This window comes from Blastopirellula marina DSM 3645, assembly GCF_000153105.1.
GTDB classification, from domain to species: Bacteria; Planctomycetota; Planctomycetia; order Pirellulales; family Pirellulaceae; genus Blastopirellula; species Blastopirellula marina.
The window spans coordinates 1-16,761 of record NZ_AANZ01000002.1 but is presented as its reverse complement, the minus strand read 5'-3'; the positions used below and the strand labels follow the sequence as shown (position 1 = coordinate 16,761).

Sequence of the window (16,761 nt, the reverse complement as noted above, 5' to 3'; positions counted from 1 at the left end):
GCAACTTCAAGACTCGCGTAGCGAGCCACCAAGATCCAACGTTGAAGATACGGCGCACAGAGCCGTAGCACCCGAACATAACTTCCCCTCTATAGATATAGCTCCATGGCCAAGAAGAAATCTGTCAAGAAGCAAGCGGACCTGCCGTTGCGCAGCGACACTAGCGAAAAGGTCAAGCTGACGCTGCGCGACAAGAAGACGATCGGCAGCCTAACGAATCTGGCGGACACGGTCGTCGCATCCGCGCAGAAGACCAAAGATCCTCGGCTTGAAATTCCGACGCGTAGTCTCTCGAACGTTCGCTACAACAAGTCGCAGCGAATTTTGGAGATGGGCAAAAACACGACCGCGCGGCAGCTCTTCAACTTGAATCAGGCGAAGAGCTACATGCAAACGATGCTGGCCGCCGCCGGCTGCAAGCGGCTGGTCGAATCGGGCAAGACGACCAGCATCCGGGGTCTTTACTACCTGATGAAGCATACGATCGCCGGCACCAAAGAAGAAACCTTCAGCGATCAGGCCGAAAGCGATCCGATCATTGAAGACTTGGAAGTGTTGCTCGAATCGCTGCGCGAAGAGCTGCATCTGTACGCCCAACAGCGCGGCAGCATGGTCGGCAACATTATCCTGAATGATAAGGGAGACACGATCGACTGCTCGCGGATGGGCAGCGGCGGTTACGGCATTCCCTCGATTGTTGAAGCCGATGTGATCCAGTTTAGGGAATGCGGCGCCGACTTTGTTCTGCATGTCGAAAAAGATACGGTCTGGCAGCGCTTCAACGAAGATAAGTTCTGGAAGAAGCACAACTGCATTCTGACGCACGGCAGCGGACAGCCGCCGCGCGGCGTTCGGCGGCTGTTGCATCGCTTGCACAACGAGCTGAAACTGCCGATCTATTGCGTTTTTGATAACGACCCATGGGGATACTACATTTACAGCGTAATCAAGCAAGGCTCGATCAATCTGGCCTACGAGTCGAAACGGATGGCCGTGCCGGAGGCGAAGTTCCTGGGTCTGCGAGCGATCGACTACGAGCGTTGTAATCTCAACCCCAGCGTCCAGATCGCACTGAACGACACCGATCGCAAGCGGGCCAAGCAAATCGCCAAATACCCCTGGTTCGAGCAGAAAAAAACCTGGCAAAAAGAGATTCAAAAACTGTTGGACAACGGCTTCAAGTTGGAAGTCGAAGCGTTGATCAGCCAAGGGCTGAGCTACGTAACCGACGTGTACGTTCCAGAGCGTCTGGAAGATCGAACATGGCTCGATTAACATTCGAAGTAGAAGTAGCGGACCATTGGAGGCAATATGTACTTCGTGGTCCGCACAGCGGACCCTACGTTCTTCCTTAGACTTGCGTGATAGTCGCCATGGCGAGTTAGAATTCGAAGTCGTTCCATCAAATCACCATTTGCCTCTTCTTAGAGAGCCTCGACGTGAACTTTGAGAAACCGCCGGAACTGGCCGATTACTTCGCTGTGGCGGAGATTCCGGTTCAATGGGGCGACATGGATTCGTTTCAGCATGTCAACAATACGATCTACCTGCGCTGGTTCGAGTCGGCTCGCGTCGAGTATCTCTCGGCCGCCAAGCTGGACGGCGTGATGGCCGCGACCGGCACTGGACCGATCCTCTATTCGGTGACCTGCAATTTTCGTCGCCAGGTTCGCTTTCCCGATACGATGTTGATCGGCGCCAAAGCGACGCGACTGGGGGGAACAAGTATTCGCATCGGCCATGCAATTTACAGCGTCGAACAAAAGCAGATCGTCGCCGACGGCGAATCAGGCGTCGTCTACTTCGATTACAAGAAGCAGCAAGCGATGCGCATTCCGGATGAGATTCGCGCGTTGATGCAAACCTTCGAGGGGCACGAAATTTGATCGGCCGACCATGAACGAACCTCGCGCCACGGCCGACATCTACGATCTGCCTGAGTATTACGACATCATCTTCGCGGACGAATGGGAAGCGGAGTTCGACTTTCTTCGCTTCTGTTTCGACCGTTATGTCGACGGCCCGACCCAGCGTCTCTTAGAGCCGGCTTGCGGCACAGGTCGGCTGTTGGTCGAGTTGCACGGCGTCGGCTATACGGTCGCTGGAGTCGAACTGAACGAGAAGATGACCCGTTATTGCCGCGAACGCTGTCCCGGCGCCGATTTGTTGTCAGGCGACATGGCCAACTTTCGGCTCGATCAATTCGCTCATTCCGAGCCGTTTGACGCCGGCTTCAACATGATCAACAGCGTGCGGCATCTGCTGTCCGAAGAATTGGCGGTCGCCCATTTTCGCTGCATGGCCGCCGCAATACGCCCCGGCGGAATCTACATCGTCGGGCTTCACCTAACGCCGACCATTGGGCAGCCGCTGGAAGATGAAACGTGGGTCGCGACCCGCGACGACGTGACGGTCACTTGCCATCTGGAAACGTACGATCGCGACCTCGACGCGCGGATCGAACGCGCCTCGCTTGGCTACGACATCGAAAAGAACGGCCACGAAGTGCAAGTCGTCGGCGACCTTAGCTTTCGCACTTATACCGCCGCGCAGCTGCAGCAAACGCTACAAACCGCCGGCGGTTGGCGAATCGCCGCGACGTACGACTTCACGTACGATCAGGATGAACCAATCGTCGTCGGCGAAGTGAGCGAAGATGTGGTCTATGTCCTGCAGCGTCTCTAGAAGTCGCCACGTAAGGTCCGCTGTGCGGACCACGAAGCGCATGTTGCTTCCTTGATCCGCTACGAGCTGCCTACGGAATCGAAACCGGATTGCCGTCGGCTCGATTGGCCAGGTTCTGCACGACGGTCCAGTTGATCGTCTTGGGCAGAAAATGAACGGAGCCGTCGCAGAGCAAAAAGAAGCAGCCGCCGGTCGAGTGCGCGCTGCCGAAGTTGGCGTCGGAGTCGTTCCACGTGCCGGTGACGATCGGTTGACTGAACGGCGATTTTAGCATCCGTGTTGCATGATATCCCCAACGATACTGGGGGCCGTCGGTGTTTCCCCGGCTGACGCTGTCGGGGTTGTCGGCGTAGATTTCGGTTCGCTTTTCGCCGATCGCGATCGTATTGGAAAGTCCGTCGGTAATTGCGGCGAAGTTTAAACCTAGCGAGCGACTAAACACTCCTTGGAAGTTCGCTTTGACATCCGTGTTGCTTTGGCTCCCTTCTCCGCCTGCACAAAACGCATAGTCGCCGCGCGAGCAGGTCACCATGAAGTCGCCGGTTTGGCCTGCTTCCGGTCGACGCCGCGAAGGGCAGAAGTAACCGTCGACCAGATTTTTAACCGCATTGAGATTATCCGCATGGTCGACCGGTTGCTGGATGCTGAAGAGGTCGTGGATATTGCCTTGTTCCAGAAACGGCAACAGCGGAACAAACCCGCTCATCGTGTTGTAGTTGGTGCCGGCCGCGCTCGTGTAACTACCCTGAGGCAAGAGGCCGAACGTGTCGTGGAAGTTGTGCAAACCGAGGCCCAATTGTTTCAGGTTGTTCTGGCACTGACTGCGTCGGGCCGCTTCGCGAGCTTGCTGGACCGCCGGCAAGAGCAGTGCGATCAAGACGCCGATGATCGCGATGACGACCAGCAGTTCGACGAGGGTGAAACCGGTCGATTGAGATTGGCGTCGCTGGAAAGAGCTTGTAGTGCGTCGCATTTTGATCGTCTCCGCTGGATGCATGATGAGATAAGGGAAGGCTCGCGTTCACCGCACAATGAATATCAAAGTTCGATGTCGATCGTATTCGGTTCCTCTTTGACGGTTTGGCTAAGAGGAGTTGTCGATAGAGAAGAGTATTTGGTCGGAACGAGCGGCCTCGGCAATTCATAATCGGGATCGTTGATTTCCATCCCCTGTTTCACCTGCGTGGAAGAGTTGACGATCACGCGATGTTCGCCGGGGACGGCGCCATCTCCAGCTTGAGCGAGCGACAGTACGTAAGTGCCGTCCGGCTGGATTTCGCCGCGCGACGCCGGCAACGCTTCGTTCACCGGGTTAAAGATGATCGTGCCGCGCGAGAGCGGCTTTCCTTCGTAGGTCACTTTTCCCTGAACAGGAAAAAGTTGCGGGCCATGACTGCCGCCGCAGCCGAGCGATAGCGCCGCGACTAACAGAGCAAAGAGGGGACAAGCTTTCATCGGGGGGGCTTTCTGGGGTTCCGCTTGACGCGCTGGTTCGCTCCCCATCCCGCGCATGAAAGAGAAGCACATCGGCACAAGATCTCGGCCGACTCCGGACGCTTGTTCATCCTGGCAATGAAATGGCCGGTATTCAATCCGAAAATGCGTAGTAAAACTCCTTTATTTTGTCAGACGCGCAAATAGCCAGAAGTGGCATGGGGATTGGCGGCAGGTGAAAAGACCAACCTTTAGTCGCCTAGAACGGCGGTCATTTTAAAAAAAGGACCTGCCCCTTTTTTTGAGCCGCAAACGCTGCTCGCCGTTTAGTTGTCGGCGCTGTGGTTGTCGCCTGGGAAGCACAGCTCGAGCGCTTCGCGCACCTTCGACGTGATATCGGGCAAGCTGACTGGCTTGGCCAAGATGGAGAAGACCTGGGCGGCGATCGCCTGTTGGCGGATCATGTCGTCCAGATTGCCGGAGAGCAGAATGCAAGGAAGTTGTGCGGCGGTGGTGCGAATTTCGACGATCGCTTCCAGGCCGGTCTTACGCGGCATGTGATAGTCGAAAAGCGCCACATCGATCCGCATCGAGCGAACGACATCGACCGCTTCGAGCCCGTCTTTCGCCAGATGCGTTTGAAAACCGCGCGCGGCGAATACTTCGGCCAGCGCCTCGCGGAAGCCGCGATCGTCATCGGTGATCAACAAGTTAGGGGCTTGGACTATCCCCATCGTTCTATCTTCCGTCCGCGTTCGGATCAAAAAGAAGCGAAGTGAGCAGGCATCGTTGTATAAATTGATGCTCTTTGGCTATAGAGCAATTTTAATTCCTTTTTCGCGCGATGCTGGCATCTTCGCAGTAAATCTTGACCGGGTCTTGATTTAGCACGTTTTATAGTCATTTTGCGGGAGGCCGAAGTGCTGCCGAATTGACAGGCGGTTGCCTAGATTACCATCACGCGGGAAATCATGGCAATTTTGCGTAAATCATGACGGCGTGGGTACTTCAAATGCCGATTCCGTTTGCGGTATAAACAAGGACGCATCGGGCAGTGCACGTAATTCTTTCCGCTGGTCACGTACCGGTAGATGCCCGTATTGCGCTCTAAGCCCTTGCTGCTAGGACAGTTGGGGTTTGTCGCCGATCGCCGCCAAAGAGGGTTGCAGGTGAGTAATAAACCCGGTTTCTGGGCTCGTAACGAATTTTTGATTCGCCGGCTCCATTCGCTGACAGGCCTTTTGCCAGTTGGCGCCTACATGATTGTCCATCTGTTGGTGAATTCGAGCGTCGCTGTTTCGCCGGAGACGTTCCAGCGGAGCGTATTCAGCATTCACGCATTGGGGGCGTTGCTGCCGCTGGTCGAATGGACGTTCATCTTCCTGCCGATCATGTTCCATGCGTTTCTCGGTCTGGCGTTCACCTTTGGTGCGTCCCCCAATTACACCGAGTACCGTTACAACAGCAACTTCCGCTACACCATGCAGCGGGCGACCGGTCTGCTGGCCTTCGTCTTCATCGCCTGGCACGTGTTCCACATGCATGGCTGGATTCATAACGACGCTTGGCGGCATCTGATCGCCGGCTACGGCGGGATGTTCCATCCGTACAACGCGGCGACCTCGGCCGCTCATGCGATGCAGGCGTCGGTTTTGTATCCGGTCTTTTACACCGTCGGCGTGTTGGCCTGCGTGTTTCACCTGTCGAACGGCCTGTTCACGATGGGCATCACGTGGGGGATCTGGATCAGTCCGAAAGCGCAGCACGGCGCCAAGCTGGTCACCGGCGTGTTTGGCTTGGGGCTCGCGCTGGTCGGCATCACCTCGATTGTTGGTCTCTATACGCTGAAGAACTTCGCCGAGATCCGCGAAAAAGAGAACACCGCCTACGAACTGCTGGTCGAAACCGGCGACATCCCGGCCGACCCCGAAAAACGGGATCTGTCGGCCGACGAGTCGCTGGACGAAGCGCCGCCATTTGAGGGTGCGGCGGCTCCCAAGGCCGATGCGACGGAAAAACCGGCGGTCAGCGAGTAACTTCGCGCTACGATACTAGAAACAAACCACTTACTGGTCGGCCATTTGGCGGACCGACTCGATACGAGGGACATTCTGGCATGGCGAAGCAACGCGTTCTGATCGTCGGCGGCGGACTCGCCGGTTTAGCGGCCACGATGAAACTGGCCGAACTTGGCATCGCGGTCGATCTGATGAGCATCACGCCGGTCAAGCGATCGCACAGCGTTTGCGCCCAAGGCGGGATCAACAGCGTCAACGACCAGACGCGTCAACTGGGAGACAACGAGTGGAAGCACTTTGACGACACCATCTATGGCGGCGACTTTTTAAACCATCAGCCGCCGGTCAATGAGATGGCCCTGTGGGCCCCCAAAGTGATCGACCTGATGGATCGCTTGGGCGTCACCTTCAATCGCACGCCGGAAGGTTTTCTCGATCGTCGCCGCTTTGGCGGCACCCTCTACAAGCGAACGGCCTTCGCCGGAGCGACCACCGGTCAGCAATTGCTGTACGCACTCGACGAGCAAGTCCGCCGCTGGGAAGTTGAAGGGCTGGTCAAGAAGTACGAAGCTTGGGACTTTATGAGCCCCATTCTGGACGACGCCGGCGTTTGCGTCGGCGCCGTCGCGCAAGACATCGTCACGATGGAGCTGCGGAGCTTTCGGGCCGACGCCGTCGTGGTCGCGACCGGCGGTTGCGGTTTGATCTATGGTCGCTCGACCATGTCGATGACTTGCACCGGCAGCGCCGCGAGCCGCTGTCTGCAGGTGGGCGCCAAGTACGGCAACGGCGAATGTATCCAGGTTCATCCGACCGCGATCCCCGGCGCTGACAAATTGCGCCTGATGAGCGAAAGTGCGCGCGGCGAAGGGGGACGCGTGTGGGTTCCGCGGACGCCGCAAGATTCGCGCAGCCCGAAGAGCATTCCCGAAGCGGAGCGTTATTACTTCCTGGAAGAACGTTACCCGGCGTACGGCAATCTGGTGCCGCGTGACATCGCGACGCGTGAGATTTTCAACGTCTGCGTGAACGAAGGGCTGAGCGTCGAGAAAGATCGCCAGTGCGTTTATCTTGACCTGACCCATATCGACGCCGCCGAGCTGACCCGCAAACTAGGCGGCATCCTCGATATCTATCAAAAGTTCCAAGGGGTCGATCCTCGCTACACGCCGATGAAGATCTTCCCGGCGGTTCATTATTCGATGGGCGGTCTTTGGACCGACTATCAACGGACGGAAGAGGGACGACTGGAAGTTGGTTCCCCCAAGAACCAGGTCACCAACATCCCGAATCTGTACGCGGTCGGCGAAGTCGACTATCACTATCACGGCGCTAATCGCCTGGGCGCCAACTCGCTGCTCAGCTGCATTTTCTCGGGCCTCTTTCTAGCCCCAGGCTTAGAGACGCTGCTGAAGAACGTGCCGGAAGGACAAGCCGCGCACGAGCGTCCGCAGTCGCTGTACGATACGGCCTTAGCCAAGCAGGCGGACCGTCATCAGAGCCTGCTGAAGAACACCGGCGGCGAGAATCCCTACTTGATTCATCAAGAGCTGGGGAACGTGATGACGAAAGCGGCGACCGTGGTTCGCGTCAACGAACAGCTGGAGAACGCGATCGGCGTGGTCCATGACCTGGGAGAGCGGGTAAAACGCTGCTCGTTGTCGGATACGGGATCGTGGTCGAACCAAAATGTCTTGTTCACCAAGGCGTTGCAAGACATGTTCCCGATCGCCAAAGCGATCCTGAAGGGAGCGTTGCAACGTGACGAATGCCGTGGGGCTCACTACAAGCCGGCGTTTGAATTGCCGGGGCTGACCTCCGAGAATTATGAAGAACGTCACCAACAAGCGGAACAGTGGTGCGACAAGTTTCAAGAGAATGTCGATAAGTTCCTGAAGTCGACGATCGCCACGATCGACGCCGACGGTGAGCCGACGATCACGTACGAAGAAGTCGACACTTCGTTGTTGCCGCCGCGTCCCCGACTGTATGGTCTGGTTGGCGCCGACATCATTGAGAAGGTCTGGAAAGAACGAACCAGCGCGAAACAAGCGGCCGCCAAAGCAGCGAAGGCCGCGGAAGTCGCCTCGTAAGGCTTTCTGATTTTCGTCCAAGAATTACTACGAACAACCGTTGTACCAGTCGCCGCACTGCGGCGCTTTTAACGATTCGCAGGAGTCGCCAGTAAGCCATGATCGCTCACTCTGAAGAGACGCCGAGCCGTCCCAAGCCGCAGTCGTTTACCGTCAAAGTGCTTCGGAAAAACGGCCCCGGCCAGCCGAGCTACTGGGCCTATTTCACGATTCCCTACGAACCGGAATTGAACGTCATCAGCGTGCTGCAAAAGATCGCCGCGCGCGGCCAGGAAGATGGCGGCAAAAAATGCGCGCCGGTCTGCTGGGACTGCAATTGCTTGGAAGAAGTTTGCGGCGCTTGCACGATGGTGATCAACGGCAAAGTGCGACAAAGCTGCTCGGCGTTGATTGACGTCTTGCTAGACGAGCATGGCTCGACGCTCGAACTGCGTCCCATGACCAAATTTCCGGTTGTGCGCGACTTAATGGTCGATCGCAGCCGAATGTTCCAAGCGTTGAAGAAGGTCAAAGCCTGGGTGCCGGTCGACGGCTACTACGACCTGGGACCTGGTCCGAAACAATCGATGGCCGCCCAGGAAGCCGCTTACCCGCTGTCGGAATGCATGACCTGCGGCTGCTGTCTGGAAGCTTGCCCGCAGTACTCGAAGATCGAGCTCGACCAGCAGTCCGGCGAATCGACCGAAGCGTTCCAAGAACGCAAAGCAGAAACGTTCGACGCCAACTTTGTCGGCCCGCACGCAATCAGCCAGGTCGTGCTCTTCAACATGAACCCGACCGGCGAGATGAACAAGCGCGAACGAATGGACGCGATCACGGATGAGGGCGGAATCCAAGTCTGCGGCAACGCCCAAAATTGCGTCGCCGTCTGCCCGAAGCATATCCCGCTGACCCGCAGCATCGCCAAAATTGGCCGCGACGCAACCTTCCATACGCTGAAGAAGTGGTTCGACTGGTCGTAGCACGCGATCTGCGTTTTAGGTCTTGCCTGGTGGATGGAGCAACCAAGAGTCAGGTCGGTTGGCCATGAGATTATCTCAGGCGATGGCCCAGCCGTTCAACTTATCTCTTCGGATGTTGATTTCATGCTTGGCAGCAGCACCGACGCTCCCAATACGGCCATCGTGACGATGACCAGCCCAATGCACGAGTAATAGTTGGTCTCAAGCGGAAATTCTCTCCCCATAGTGGCCGCCGCAAGCTTGAAGCATACCAGTCCGGCGACGCCGGATATGGCGACGACTTTCCAGATCGAGTCGCGCGACCAGCCGGGGTCACAGACGAAGACCTTCGACAATGGTGGGATCGGCGCCGCGAAGCTGAATGCGATCATGAAGACCGGCCAAGCGTCATACGGCATCGGGCGCACTACGGCGATGATCGCGGCGATAAATGCGCAACTCGCCAGGATCAGCAGACCAACAACGGCGCCAGAGAGTTGCCGCTGAAGCGGCGCCACCAGATGCCGTCCTTCTCGATCATAGGTCAACAGCCAAATCGCCAGCGATTCGAGCGAAAAGGTCAGAAAAACGAGCGGGAAGAAAAACAGTAGCGGCAGTTCCAAAAAGTAAGTCGGCTTCGGCGGCTCAGCAATCGCATATCGTACTAGTCCATAGAGCACGATCACTGCGAACATCGCATACCAGCGCAGCGCGTAACTCGATAAGGTCAGCAAGCGAAAGCCGACTGCTTTGGCGTACCACGGAAAGCGTTCTTTCAGGCATTGCATCAGTCCGTCTCGCGCCCAGCCGAGATGGGGGTCAAGTCGCAATGCTTCGCGAAACTCGGTCGCCGCGGCGGCGTACTCGCGACGCTGCAGCAGCGAGTAGCCGTGCCCGGCGTGCGCAATTGCATTTTCAGGCGCCAGCTGCAGCGCCATCCGCACCGTGTCATGAGCAGTGGGGAAGTCGCTCATCGCGATTTGCGACAGCATTTTTTGGATGATGCAGCGCACTTCCTCGGGCGAAATCGCCAATCCTCGTTCCGCCGCAGTAACGGCCGATTGAAGTTTTCCTTGCAGACGCAAAATGCGCGAATGTTGTGCGTAGTACGGTGCGAATGTGGGATCGATCGAGAGGGTTCGCTCGATCGCTATTTCTGCTTCGGGATATCGCCCTCGTTCCGATAGATACAACGCGTGGATTTGGTGAATGTAGGCGCTGTCTGGCGAAAGCCCCAACGCATGGTGAATATGCGTTTCTCCTTCTTCCAGCTTACCGCATTTGGTCAGGCACCAGCCAAGTGAAGCCAGCGCTGCGGCATGTTCTGGAGATTTGGCCAGCACGGCGCGAAACGCGTCGACCGCCTGGGCGAAGCGGTTCTGCCTCATCAGCAAATCAGCGCGCTTCATTAACTCGTTATTCATTGCGTTGGGGTCGCCCTATTTGCGGACTCGCGCCTTGGTCAAATAATGCGCCGCGGCCGGCACGCTCACGATGAGTCCGCCCAGGATGTACGCTAACGGACGCAGCGACGCTAATCGCGCGTCATACAAGCCCGGCGAGACGAAATTGGCTGCCGTCGTTCCGGCCGCCAGGATCAGGCCGCATACGGCAGTCGCCGTCGATAGCGTCGCCATCGCTCGCCGCGGCCAACCAGGCTTACAGCGGAAGACTTGTGAGAGGGCCGGAATCTGACCGCCGATCGCCAGTGCGAGCAGCCGCGCAGGCAACGATTGCGCCTGAGAAACGAGCATCGCCAGCGCAGCGACCAAGAGGCCTGCGATCGCGTAACTGGTCCAGAGTCGCCCACGCGACAGGAGATGCTTACCCTCGCGATCCATCCCCAACTCCAGGTCCGAGAGGGGAAGTCCGGCGAATGTAAAAATGATTCCCGCGAACAATAGAAACGAAAAGAGCGAAGCGCGAATGTCGAGACTCGACTCATTCTCCGCCAAATGCAGCAAGTACCAGCAGACGCCGAAGGCGACGCCGGTAAAGAGCCAGCAATAGGTCTTTAATGAGACTTCAATCATCGCCGGCATCGCCAAAAATCGAACGAAAATGGTGGAGTTGAGCCGCAAGCAGTGAATCAATCCGATTCGCGCCGCTTCCTGGGTTGGATCCAAACGGAGCGATTCGCGAAACGCCTCCGCCGCTTTGGCCAGTTGTTGTTGATTTATCCGGGCGAGTCCCTGCGCCATGTGGGCTCCGCTTTCATCGGGACAGTTTTGCATGACTGCGTCGACGGCACTTCGTGGATCGATTCCGTTTTCACTACGCAGCAAAAGCATGGCTCGCCATTGTAAGCAGTGCTCGTTGACCGGATCGATGCTCAGCCCGTGCTCGGCCGCTTGGATTGCCGCACTCCATTGCTGCCGCTGCCCTAAGATCTTCGCGAGCAGTGCGTAGTAATCCGCATTCTCCGGCGCCAACGCGATCGCATTGCGAATCGCCGTTTCGGCTTCGATCAAATGCACGCGATTGTTGAGATAGACGGCGTGATAGTGATGGACAAACGCCTCGTCCGGCGCCAAGTGCAGCGCTTGGCGAATATGGGCTTCCGCGTCGGCGAACTTTTCTAGCGCCGTCAGGCAACCGCCGATGCCGGCATGAGCGATTGCATTATCTGGATCCGTAGCCAGAACGGCTTGATATGCCGCTATCGCCAGATCATACCGCTTCTGCTGCATCAGCAGACCAGCGCGAGTCAATTGTGCTTCGCTCATCGTCGCACGCGAACGGTACCGAGATAATTGACGGCGAATTGCGACAACAAACCGCCGACGCATAACAAGTAAAATGGTCTGGTGATCGCATTAAAGGTGACTACCATGGCGTCGTACGGCAAGTTGAGTGCGATGATGGTCGCTGTGATGCAGATAAAGCTGCCGATCCCCAGAACCGACGCCATGGCGATGGTCGCATTGCGCGGCCAACCTTCGCTGCACGAATAGATTCTCGAAAGCGTCGGCAGCAAAATTCCGCACGACCCGGCGATCAACAAGCTCGGCAGCCATGCGACGCTGGCTTCCAATTTCATGGCTCCGATTGGGTAGAGTGCGAGCCCGGTCAGCACCCCCAGCAGACAAACGCCGATCATGTTCGAGGTTCGGATCTGCTCTTTCGACAGCGCTAGTCGTCCGAACCGATTGAGTCGCAACATCAAATCCAGCAGCGGGCTCGCGATCCAGGTCATAATGGCGAAAGCAACGTACAACGCCAGCAGCGGATTGGCGTACCGCGCCCACGCGGGATTGTTTTCGGAGAGATTCCAGATCACCCGATAACCGACGTATCCGCCGATCATAATCATCCATTGCGTACGGCCTGAGAGACGATTCATCCACAGGAAATACTTCAGCAGCCAAGCGTAGAGCGTATTACGAGATTTCAGCCCTTCGATCAATCCAATGCGAGCCATCTCTAGTTCTGGTTCCAGTCGCAGCGCCTCCCCGAAATGTTGAATCGCTTCCTCTCGCTTTCCTTCTTGCAGCAGCGACCAGCCCAGATTGGCGTGCGAATAGGCGTTGTCCGGATCGCGCTGCATGGCGGCCCGCAGCGATGCGTTCGCGTCGCTGGTTTGGCCTTGTTGCCGCTGCGCGAGGGCCCGTAGGTTCAGACATTCGACATCTTCGGCGTCCAGCATCAGGCCGATCTCGGCCATTTCTTGGACATCGCTCCAGCGCTGGAGCATCACGAATCCGCGCGCAAGTGATGCGTAGTACGTCGGAGCGCCCGGTTCGATCTCAATCGCGCGCTGAGCGGCGGCCAGCCCTTCTTCGGGGCGATTTCGTTCGTACAACAGGTTGGCGTGAATGTAGTGAATAAACGCCGAGTCCGGCGCAAGCTGCAACGCCTGATTGATGTGCGCCGTCGCCTGGTCGAACTTTTCGTCTTGCCCCAAGCACGCGGCCAACAGTGCGTGGGCGAGAGGGTTGTTCGGCTGATGCGCCAGCGCGGATTCTAACGATTCGGCGGCCTTGTCAAATCGTTCTTGCCGCATCAACAAACGAGCATGTTCAATCTGCGCTTCGATCATCAGCGTCGCTTCGGATGGAAAAGGAAGTGGAGAGATGACGGGGCCTCGGCTTACAGCTTCATGTACTTCAAAATATCGTCGTAGACGCCTCCTTGGTTAGAAAAGATCGCATAGTTCTTCGCCGTGGCGAACCATTCTTTGGTCGACGGATTCACGCGCTTCGCCGCCGCTTGCAGGTCGTCGGTCGTCAGCGGCAGCGGAACGCCGGTCCGCATCGCTTCGGTCAGTTTCGCTTCCACGGCCAAGTCGACGACCGCTTTTAAGTCGGCGCCCGAAAAGCCGTCGGTTGACTTGGCGATCTTCGCCGCGTCGATCCCTTTTTGAGGCTTGTCGCGAAGTTGAACTTGCAGCACGTCTGCGCGCGCCGGAGCGTCGGGCGGCGGCACAAAGATCAAGCGATCAAACCGGCCAGGTCGACGAAACGCCGGATCGAGGTGCCAGGGAGCGTTGGTCGCCGCGAGGATGACGACTCCTTCGTTGTTCGAGTCGACCCCGTCGAGCTCGGCCAAAAATTGATTGATAATCTGCCGCGCGGCGCCGCTGACCATATCGCTGCGCCGTGCGCCTAGCGCATCGACTTCATCAAAAAAGAGGACGCAGGGAGCGTTGCCGCGAGCCTGCTCGAAGATCGCGTGCAGATTGCGTTCGCTCTGGCCGATCCACATATCTAAGACGTCATTGATGCCGATCGAGAGAAAGGAGGCGTTGATCTCGCCGGCCGTCGCGCGGGCCAGGTAAGTTTTGCCGCAGCCCGGCGGACCATACATCAAAATGCCGCCCCCCACTTTTTTGCCATAGGCGGCGAACATCTCGGCTTGTTCCAGCGGGTAGATCGCCTTCATGCGAATGTCTTCTTTAACAGCTGACATGCCGCCCACATCGGCGAATTTGATTTTCGGTCGCTCCGGCGCATCGACATCAACCGGCTCGGGGGCGGCGTCGGCCATTTCGCGCAGGCGTCCTTCGCTGACGTCCGAATCTTGCCAGGCGGCGCCGACGCCCAATTGGGCCGACAGTTCGGCGTCTTCCACATCGGGGTCGGTTTCGATCGCTTCTTTGTAATGTGCGACAGCGCTGCGAACTTCCCCTTCGGCCAACAGCAATCGCGCCAGCACGACTCGCGCTTCGGCCGACGCTTCGCCGCGTTGGGCTATTTCTTCCAAGATTACCAGCGCCTGGCTCGACTTGGCCGTACGAACGAAGAGCCGAGCGAGGGCCAGTTTGATCTCCGCATTTTGCGGTTCGTAGGTCAGCGCCTCTTTTAATTCGGCTTCGACTTCGGCGGTGCGTCCCAATTCGGCCAAGGTTTGCGCCAGATGAAGACGCAGCGGGATATTGTGGGGCGAGACTTCCAGCGCGGCTCGCAGCGCGGCGACGGCATCGTTTGACATTCGGACCATACTCCAGCGGGAGGAAAGGAGGGCTTCAATATACGGCATCTAGCCGTACGTTTTAACTCTTTCTCCCTCGATGATTGACATGTCGGAAGGTTGCGATATATTTATATTAATGGAGCTGGCGGAAGACGATCGCCGCCGCCGATTTCGCTCCGCCGAATGTAATCGCACGCGTGAAGGAGGATTCGCCATGTCCGACGTGAAGACCATTTCGCCGCAACAGTTGGCCGAGCGGGAAAAGTCGGGCCAGCCGATCGAACTGATCGATGTCCGCACGCCAGCTGAGTTTCGCGAGGTCCACGCTTCGTCGGCTCGCAATACGCCGCTCGAGTCGCTCGACGCCGCCAACGTGGTGAAGACGCGTCAACAGTCCGCCGATCAGCCGCTGTACGTAATCTGTCGCAGCGGCAAGCGAGCCGATCAAGCTTGCCAGAAGTTTGTCGCCGCCGGCTTCACCAACGTCGTCAACGTTGAAGGGGGAACCGTTGCGTGGGAAGCGGCTAATCTGCCGGTGGTCCGCGGGAAGAAGGCGATGGCGCTCGAACGTCAGGTACGCATCGCCGCCGGATCGCTCGTGCTGCTGGGCGCCGTGTTGGGACTCGCGGTGCATCCGTACTTCATCGGCATCTCGGCGTTTGTTGGCGCCGGCCTGATCTTCGCAGGCGTGACCGACACCTGCGGCATGGCGATGATTTTGGCGCGGATGCCATGGAACCAGGTGAAAGACGAAACGTCAGCCAGTTGCCGCGTCGCCTAGGGTCCGCTGGGCGGACCAGAAACCAGGTTCGATTCAGATTTGCGCAACGCCGGGTAACTCCCCCCTCATCTGCACAGCAGACTCAACAAAAAAAGGGGCTCGCCTTCGAAAGACGAGCCCCTTTGAGTTTTACTACTGCTAAAAATCGTCTGCTTAGATCTGCGGATCTTCTTCAAACGATTCGAGCTTGGTCGGGAAGAATAGTTCGCGAACGGCGATTAACAGGCGTTGTTCGATCGGCGAGTGACCGGCGTTGATTCCTTTTTGAACCAGCGTGGCCAACAGCGCCTGACCTTCGGGCCAGCGAACGCTCATCACTTTGCTGCAATCTTCCAGCAGCTGATAGATGCGAGCCCGGGTGACGCCCAGCATGCGAGCTTGCATGCGAACGCTTTGCGGCTTGCCTCCCAGGCCGAGACGTCCGACGGCGAGGTCAAAGACGGTGTCGCCGGCGTCTAGTTTGATTTGCTTCAGCAGCGCGTCGGCGATGTAAGCGCGGACGTCATCTTCCGAAGGCTGATTGTCGTCGACCAGTTTGTCGAGCACGAAGCGTTCGACGGCCGGCACGAAGTTCGGCTGCAGTTTCAGAGCGAACTGCGTCTGCGGTTGGACGTTCTCAAGCATCTGGTGGATGCGGAAGAAGACTTCCAAAACGACGCGAACTCGCTTTTCGCCGTGCGTTTTGAGACGACGGATCTCGGCGACGGTGTAGTCAAGATAGAAGCTGAGCGGCGTGTTCCAGATGACGGTCGGCACTTCGGCGAGCGACGAGGCCAAACGGCCGAGCTTCTCGTGCTGCAAGTTGTGCAGGCGAACCGAATCGCGCCACTTGGCCCACAGCAGTTCGGAGACGAGCGTATGGTCAAACTGACCATCCGGCGAACAAGGCATCCCCAGGATCTCGTCCCCCTGAGTCGCGGGAGCTTGCTCTTGGGCGCCGTACGGCGTTGAATGGGGTTCTTCCTTCGTGGCGCGATGCAGAAGGCGAACGAGCGAACTGATTTTCTTCTGGCCGATGCCAGGAGTCGCCGAGAGCTCTTCAAACGGGGTCGCTAGCAGGTCGCCTAGCGAACGGCCGAGAAAGGCCAGCGGCAGTCGGCGATCGTTTGGCAGCGCCCAATAAGCGAGCGGCTTTTCCAGACGATCCGAAAATTTGTTTTCATCCAGCAGCGCTCGCTTCACTTCGTCGAAGCTGCTGATTAATTGGTAATCTTCCGCCGATGCGACCTTGGTCACTCGCATCATGATGATCTGCTCCTCTTAATTCACGTTTCTGTTCCGAGTCGCACTTTTGCTCAAGGGTACGTCGATATTGAGACTCGATGAACCGTTTTCAAAAAGTACAGCGTCTACTGCTTTGTCAGCAAAGTATTATTTAATCTTTGCTAATCAGAGAA

15 protein-coding genes are annotated in these 16,761 nt (G+C 57.5%); 7 read left to right on the top strand and 8 right to left on the bottom strand.

Annotated elements, in window-relative coordinates:
• The first annotated feature begins 105 nt into the window (after nucleotides 1-105).
• From DSM3645_RS00075 to DSM3645_RS00065, 3 genes are all read left to right on the top strand, one after another.
• Nucleotides 106-1,275, top strand: a complete 1,170-nt coding sequence (locus DSM3645_RS00075) for a DNA topoisomerase IV subunit A (RefSeq protein WP_002649905.1) — start codon at nucleotides 106-108, stop codon at nucleotides 1,273-1,275.
• Between the two features lie 164 nt (nucleotides 1,276-1,439).
• Complete coding sequence (locus tag DSM3645_RS00070; RefSeq protein WP_002649904.1) at nucleotides 1,440-1,886, top strand: acyl-CoA thioesterase; 447 nt, start codon at nucleotides 1,440-1,442, stop codon at nucleotides 1,884-1,886.
• A 10-nt stretch (nucleotides 1,887-1,896) separates the two neighbouring features.
• On the top strand, nucleotides 1,897-2,685 hold the full coding sequence (locus DSM3645_RS00065) for a class I SAM-dependent methyltransferase (RefSeq protein WP_002649903.1): 789 nt from the start codon (nucleotides 1,897-1,899) through the stop codon (nucleotides 2,683-2,685).
• Between the two features lie 70 nt (nucleotides 2,686-2,755).
• Here the strand turns inward: DSM3645_RS00065 and DSM3645_RS00060 are convergent, their stop codons facing one another.
• The 3 genes from DSM3645_RS00060 to DSM3645_RS27405 form a co-directional block, all read right to left on the bottom strand.
• Nucleotides 2,756-3,658, bottom strand: a complete 903-nt coding sequence (locus tag DSM3645_RS00060) for a DUF1559 domain-containing protein (protein ID WP_161603270.1) — start codon at nucleotides 3,656-3,658, stop codon at nucleotides 2,756-2,758.
• A 65-nt stretch (nucleotides 3,659-3,723) separates the two neighbouring features.
• Nucleotides 3,724-4,140 carry a hypothetical protein gene (locus DSM3645_RS00055; protein ID WP_131282048.1) on the bottom strand — a complete coding sequence of 139 codons (417 nt, stop codon included), beginning with the start codon at nucleotides 4,138-4,140 and terminating at the stop codon, nucleotides 3,724-3,726.
• Between the two features lie 305 nt (nucleotides 4,141-4,445).
• Complete coding sequence (locus DSM3645_RS27405) at nucleotides 4,446-4,853, bottom strand: response regulator (RefSeq protein ID WP_002649900.1); 408 nt, start codon at nucleotides 4,851-4,853, stop codon at nucleotides 4,446-4,448.
• Between the two features lie 435 nt (nucleotides 4,854-5,288).
• Between DSM3645_RS27405 and DSM3645_RS00045 the strand changes: the two genes are divergently transcribed.
• The 3 genes from DSM3645_RS00045 to sdhB all read left to right on the top strand — a co-directional run bounded on the left by DSM3645_RS00045 (nucleotide 5,289) and on the right by sdhB (nucleotide 9,192).
• On the top strand, nucleotides 5,289-6,155 hold the full coding sequence (locus DSM3645_RS00045; RefSeq protein WP_131282045.1) for a succinate dehydrogenase cytochrome b558 subunit: 867 nt from the start codon (nucleotides 5,289-5,291) through the stop codon (nucleotides 6,153-6,155).
• An 80-nt stretch (nucleotides 6,156-6,235) separates the two neighbouring features.
• Complete coding sequence (gene sdhA / locus DSM3645_RS00040; RefSeq protein ID WP_002649898.1) at nucleotides 6,236-8,230, top strand: succinate dehydrogenase flavoprotein subunit; 1,995 nt, start codon at nucleotides 6,236-6,238, stop codon at nucleotides 8,228-8,230.
• A gap of 98 nt (nucleotides 8,231-8,328) precedes the next feature.
• The gene (sdhB, locus tag DSM3645_RS00035; protein WP_002649897.1) at nucleotides 8,329-9,192 is read left to right on the top strand and encodes a succinate dehydrogenase iron-sulfur subunit; all 864 of its coding nucleotides are present in this window, start codon (nucleotides 8,329-8,331) and stop codon (nucleotides 9,190-9,192) included.
• A 95-nt stretch (nucleotides 9,193-9,287) separates the two neighbouring features.
• Here the strand turns inward: sdhB and DSM3645_RS00030 are convergent, their stop codons facing one another.
• From DSM3645_RS00030 to DSM3645_RS00015, 4 genes are read right to left on the bottom strand one after another with little or no spacing between them, the layout of a single operon-like run.
• On the bottom strand, nucleotides 9,288-10,595 hold the full coding sequence (locus tag DSM3645_RS00030; protein WP_002649896.1) for a tetratricopeptide repeat protein: 1,308 nt from the start codon (nucleotides 10,593-10,595) through the stop codon (nucleotides 9,288-9,290).
• A gap of 15 nt (nucleotides 10,596-10,610) precedes the next feature.
• Nucleotides 10,611-11,897, bottom strand: a complete 1,287-nt coding sequence (locus DSM3645_RS00025; RefSeq protein WP_002649895.1) for a tetratricopeptide repeat protein — start codon at nucleotides 11,895-11,897, stop codon at nucleotides 10,611-10,613.
• On the bottom strand, nucleotides 11,894-13,210 hold the full coding sequence (locus DSM3645_RS00020; RefSeq protein WP_002649894.1) for a tetratricopeptide repeat protein: 1,317 nt from the start codon (nucleotides 13,208-13,210) through the stop codon (nucleotides 11,894-11,896). Before DSM3645_RS00020 ends, DSM3645_RS00025 begins: the two co-directional genes overlap by 4 nt.
• A gap of 50 nt (nucleotides 13,211-13,260) precedes the next feature.
• On the bottom strand, nucleotides 13,261-14,601 hold the full coding sequence (locus DSM3645_RS00015) for an ATP-binding protein (protein WP_002649893.1): 1,341 nt from the start codon (nucleotides 14,599-14,601) through the stop codon (nucleotides 13,261-13,263).
• Nucleotides 14,602-14,806: 205 nt separating this feature from the next.
• On the opposite strand from DSM3645_RS00015, the gene DSM3645_RS00010 reads away from it, so the two are divergent.
• Nucleotides 14,807-15,364 carry a rhodanese-like domain-containing protein gene (locus DSM3645_RS00010; protein ID WP_202594910.1) on the top strand — a complete coding sequence of 186 codons (558 nt, stop codon included), beginning with the start codon at nucleotides 14,807-14,809 and terminating at the stop codon, nucleotides 15,362-15,364.
• A 153-nt stretch (nucleotides 15,365-15,517) separates the two neighbouring features.
• On the opposite strand, the gene DSM3645_RS00005 is transcribed toward DSM3645_RS00010, so the two are convergent.
• Nucleotides 15,518-16,609 carry a hypothetical protein gene (locus DSM3645_RS00005; protein ID WP_002649891.1) on the bottom strand — a complete coding sequence of 364 codons (1,092 nt, stop codon included), beginning with the start codon at nucleotides 16,607-16,609 and terminating at the stop codon, nucleotides 15,518-15,520.
• Between the last annotated feature and the right edge of the window lie 152 nt (nucleotides 16,610-16,761).

Excerpts from the sequence above, each read along its gene's own strand:
- DSM3645_RS00065 (WP_002649903.1), top strand. The coding sequence starts at position 1,897 with ATGAACGAACCTCGCGCCACGGCCGACATCTACGATCTGCCTGAGTAT.
- DSM3645_RS00015 (WP_002649893.1), bottom strand. The coding sequence starts at position 14,601 with ATGTCAAACGATGCCGTCGCCGCGCTGCGAGCCGCGCTGGAAGTCTCG.
- DSM3645_RS00005 (WP_002649891.1), bottom strand. The coding sequence starts at position 16,609 with ATGATGCGAGTGACCAAGGTCGCATCGGCGGAAGATTACCAATTAATC.
- DSM3645_RS00060 (WP_161603270.1), bottom strand. The coding sequence starts at position 3,658 with ATGCGACGCACTACAAGCTCTTTCCAGCGACGCCAATCTCAATCGACC.
- DSM3645_RS00030 (WP_002649896.1), bottom strand. The coding sequence starts at position 10,595 with ATGAATAACGAGTTAATGAAGCGCGCTGATTTGCTGATGAGGCAGAAC.
- DSM3645_RS00025 (WP_002649895.1), bottom strand. The coding sequence starts at position 11,897 with ATGAGCGAAGCACAATTGACTCGCGCTGGTCTGCTGATGCAGCAGAAG.
- DSM3645_RS00075 (WP_002649905.1), top strand. The coding sequence starts at position 106 with ATGGCCAAGAAGAAATCTGTCAAGAAGCAAGCGGACCTGCCGTTGCGC.
- sdhA (WP_002649898.1), top strand. The coding sequence starts at position 6,236 with ATGGCGAAGCAACGCGTTCTGATCGTCGGCGGCGGACTCGCCGGTTTA.
- DSM3645_RS27405 (WP_002649900.1), bottom strand. The coding sequence starts at position 4,853 with ATGGGGATAGTCCAAGCCCCTAACTTGTTGATCACCGATGACGATCGC.
- DSM3645_RS00020 (WP_002649894.1), bottom strand. The coding sequence starts at position 13,210 with ATGATCGAAGCGCAGATTGAACATGCTCGTTTGTTGATGCGGCAAGAA.
- sdhB (WP_002649897.1), top strand. The coding sequence starts at position 8,329 with ATGATCGCTCACTCTGAAGAGACGCCGAGCCGTCCCAAGCCGCAGTCG.
- DSM3645_RS00055 (WP_131282048.1), bottom strand. The coding sequence starts at position 4,140 with ATGAAAGCTTGTCCCCTCTTTGCTCTGTTAGTCGCGGCGCTATCGCTC.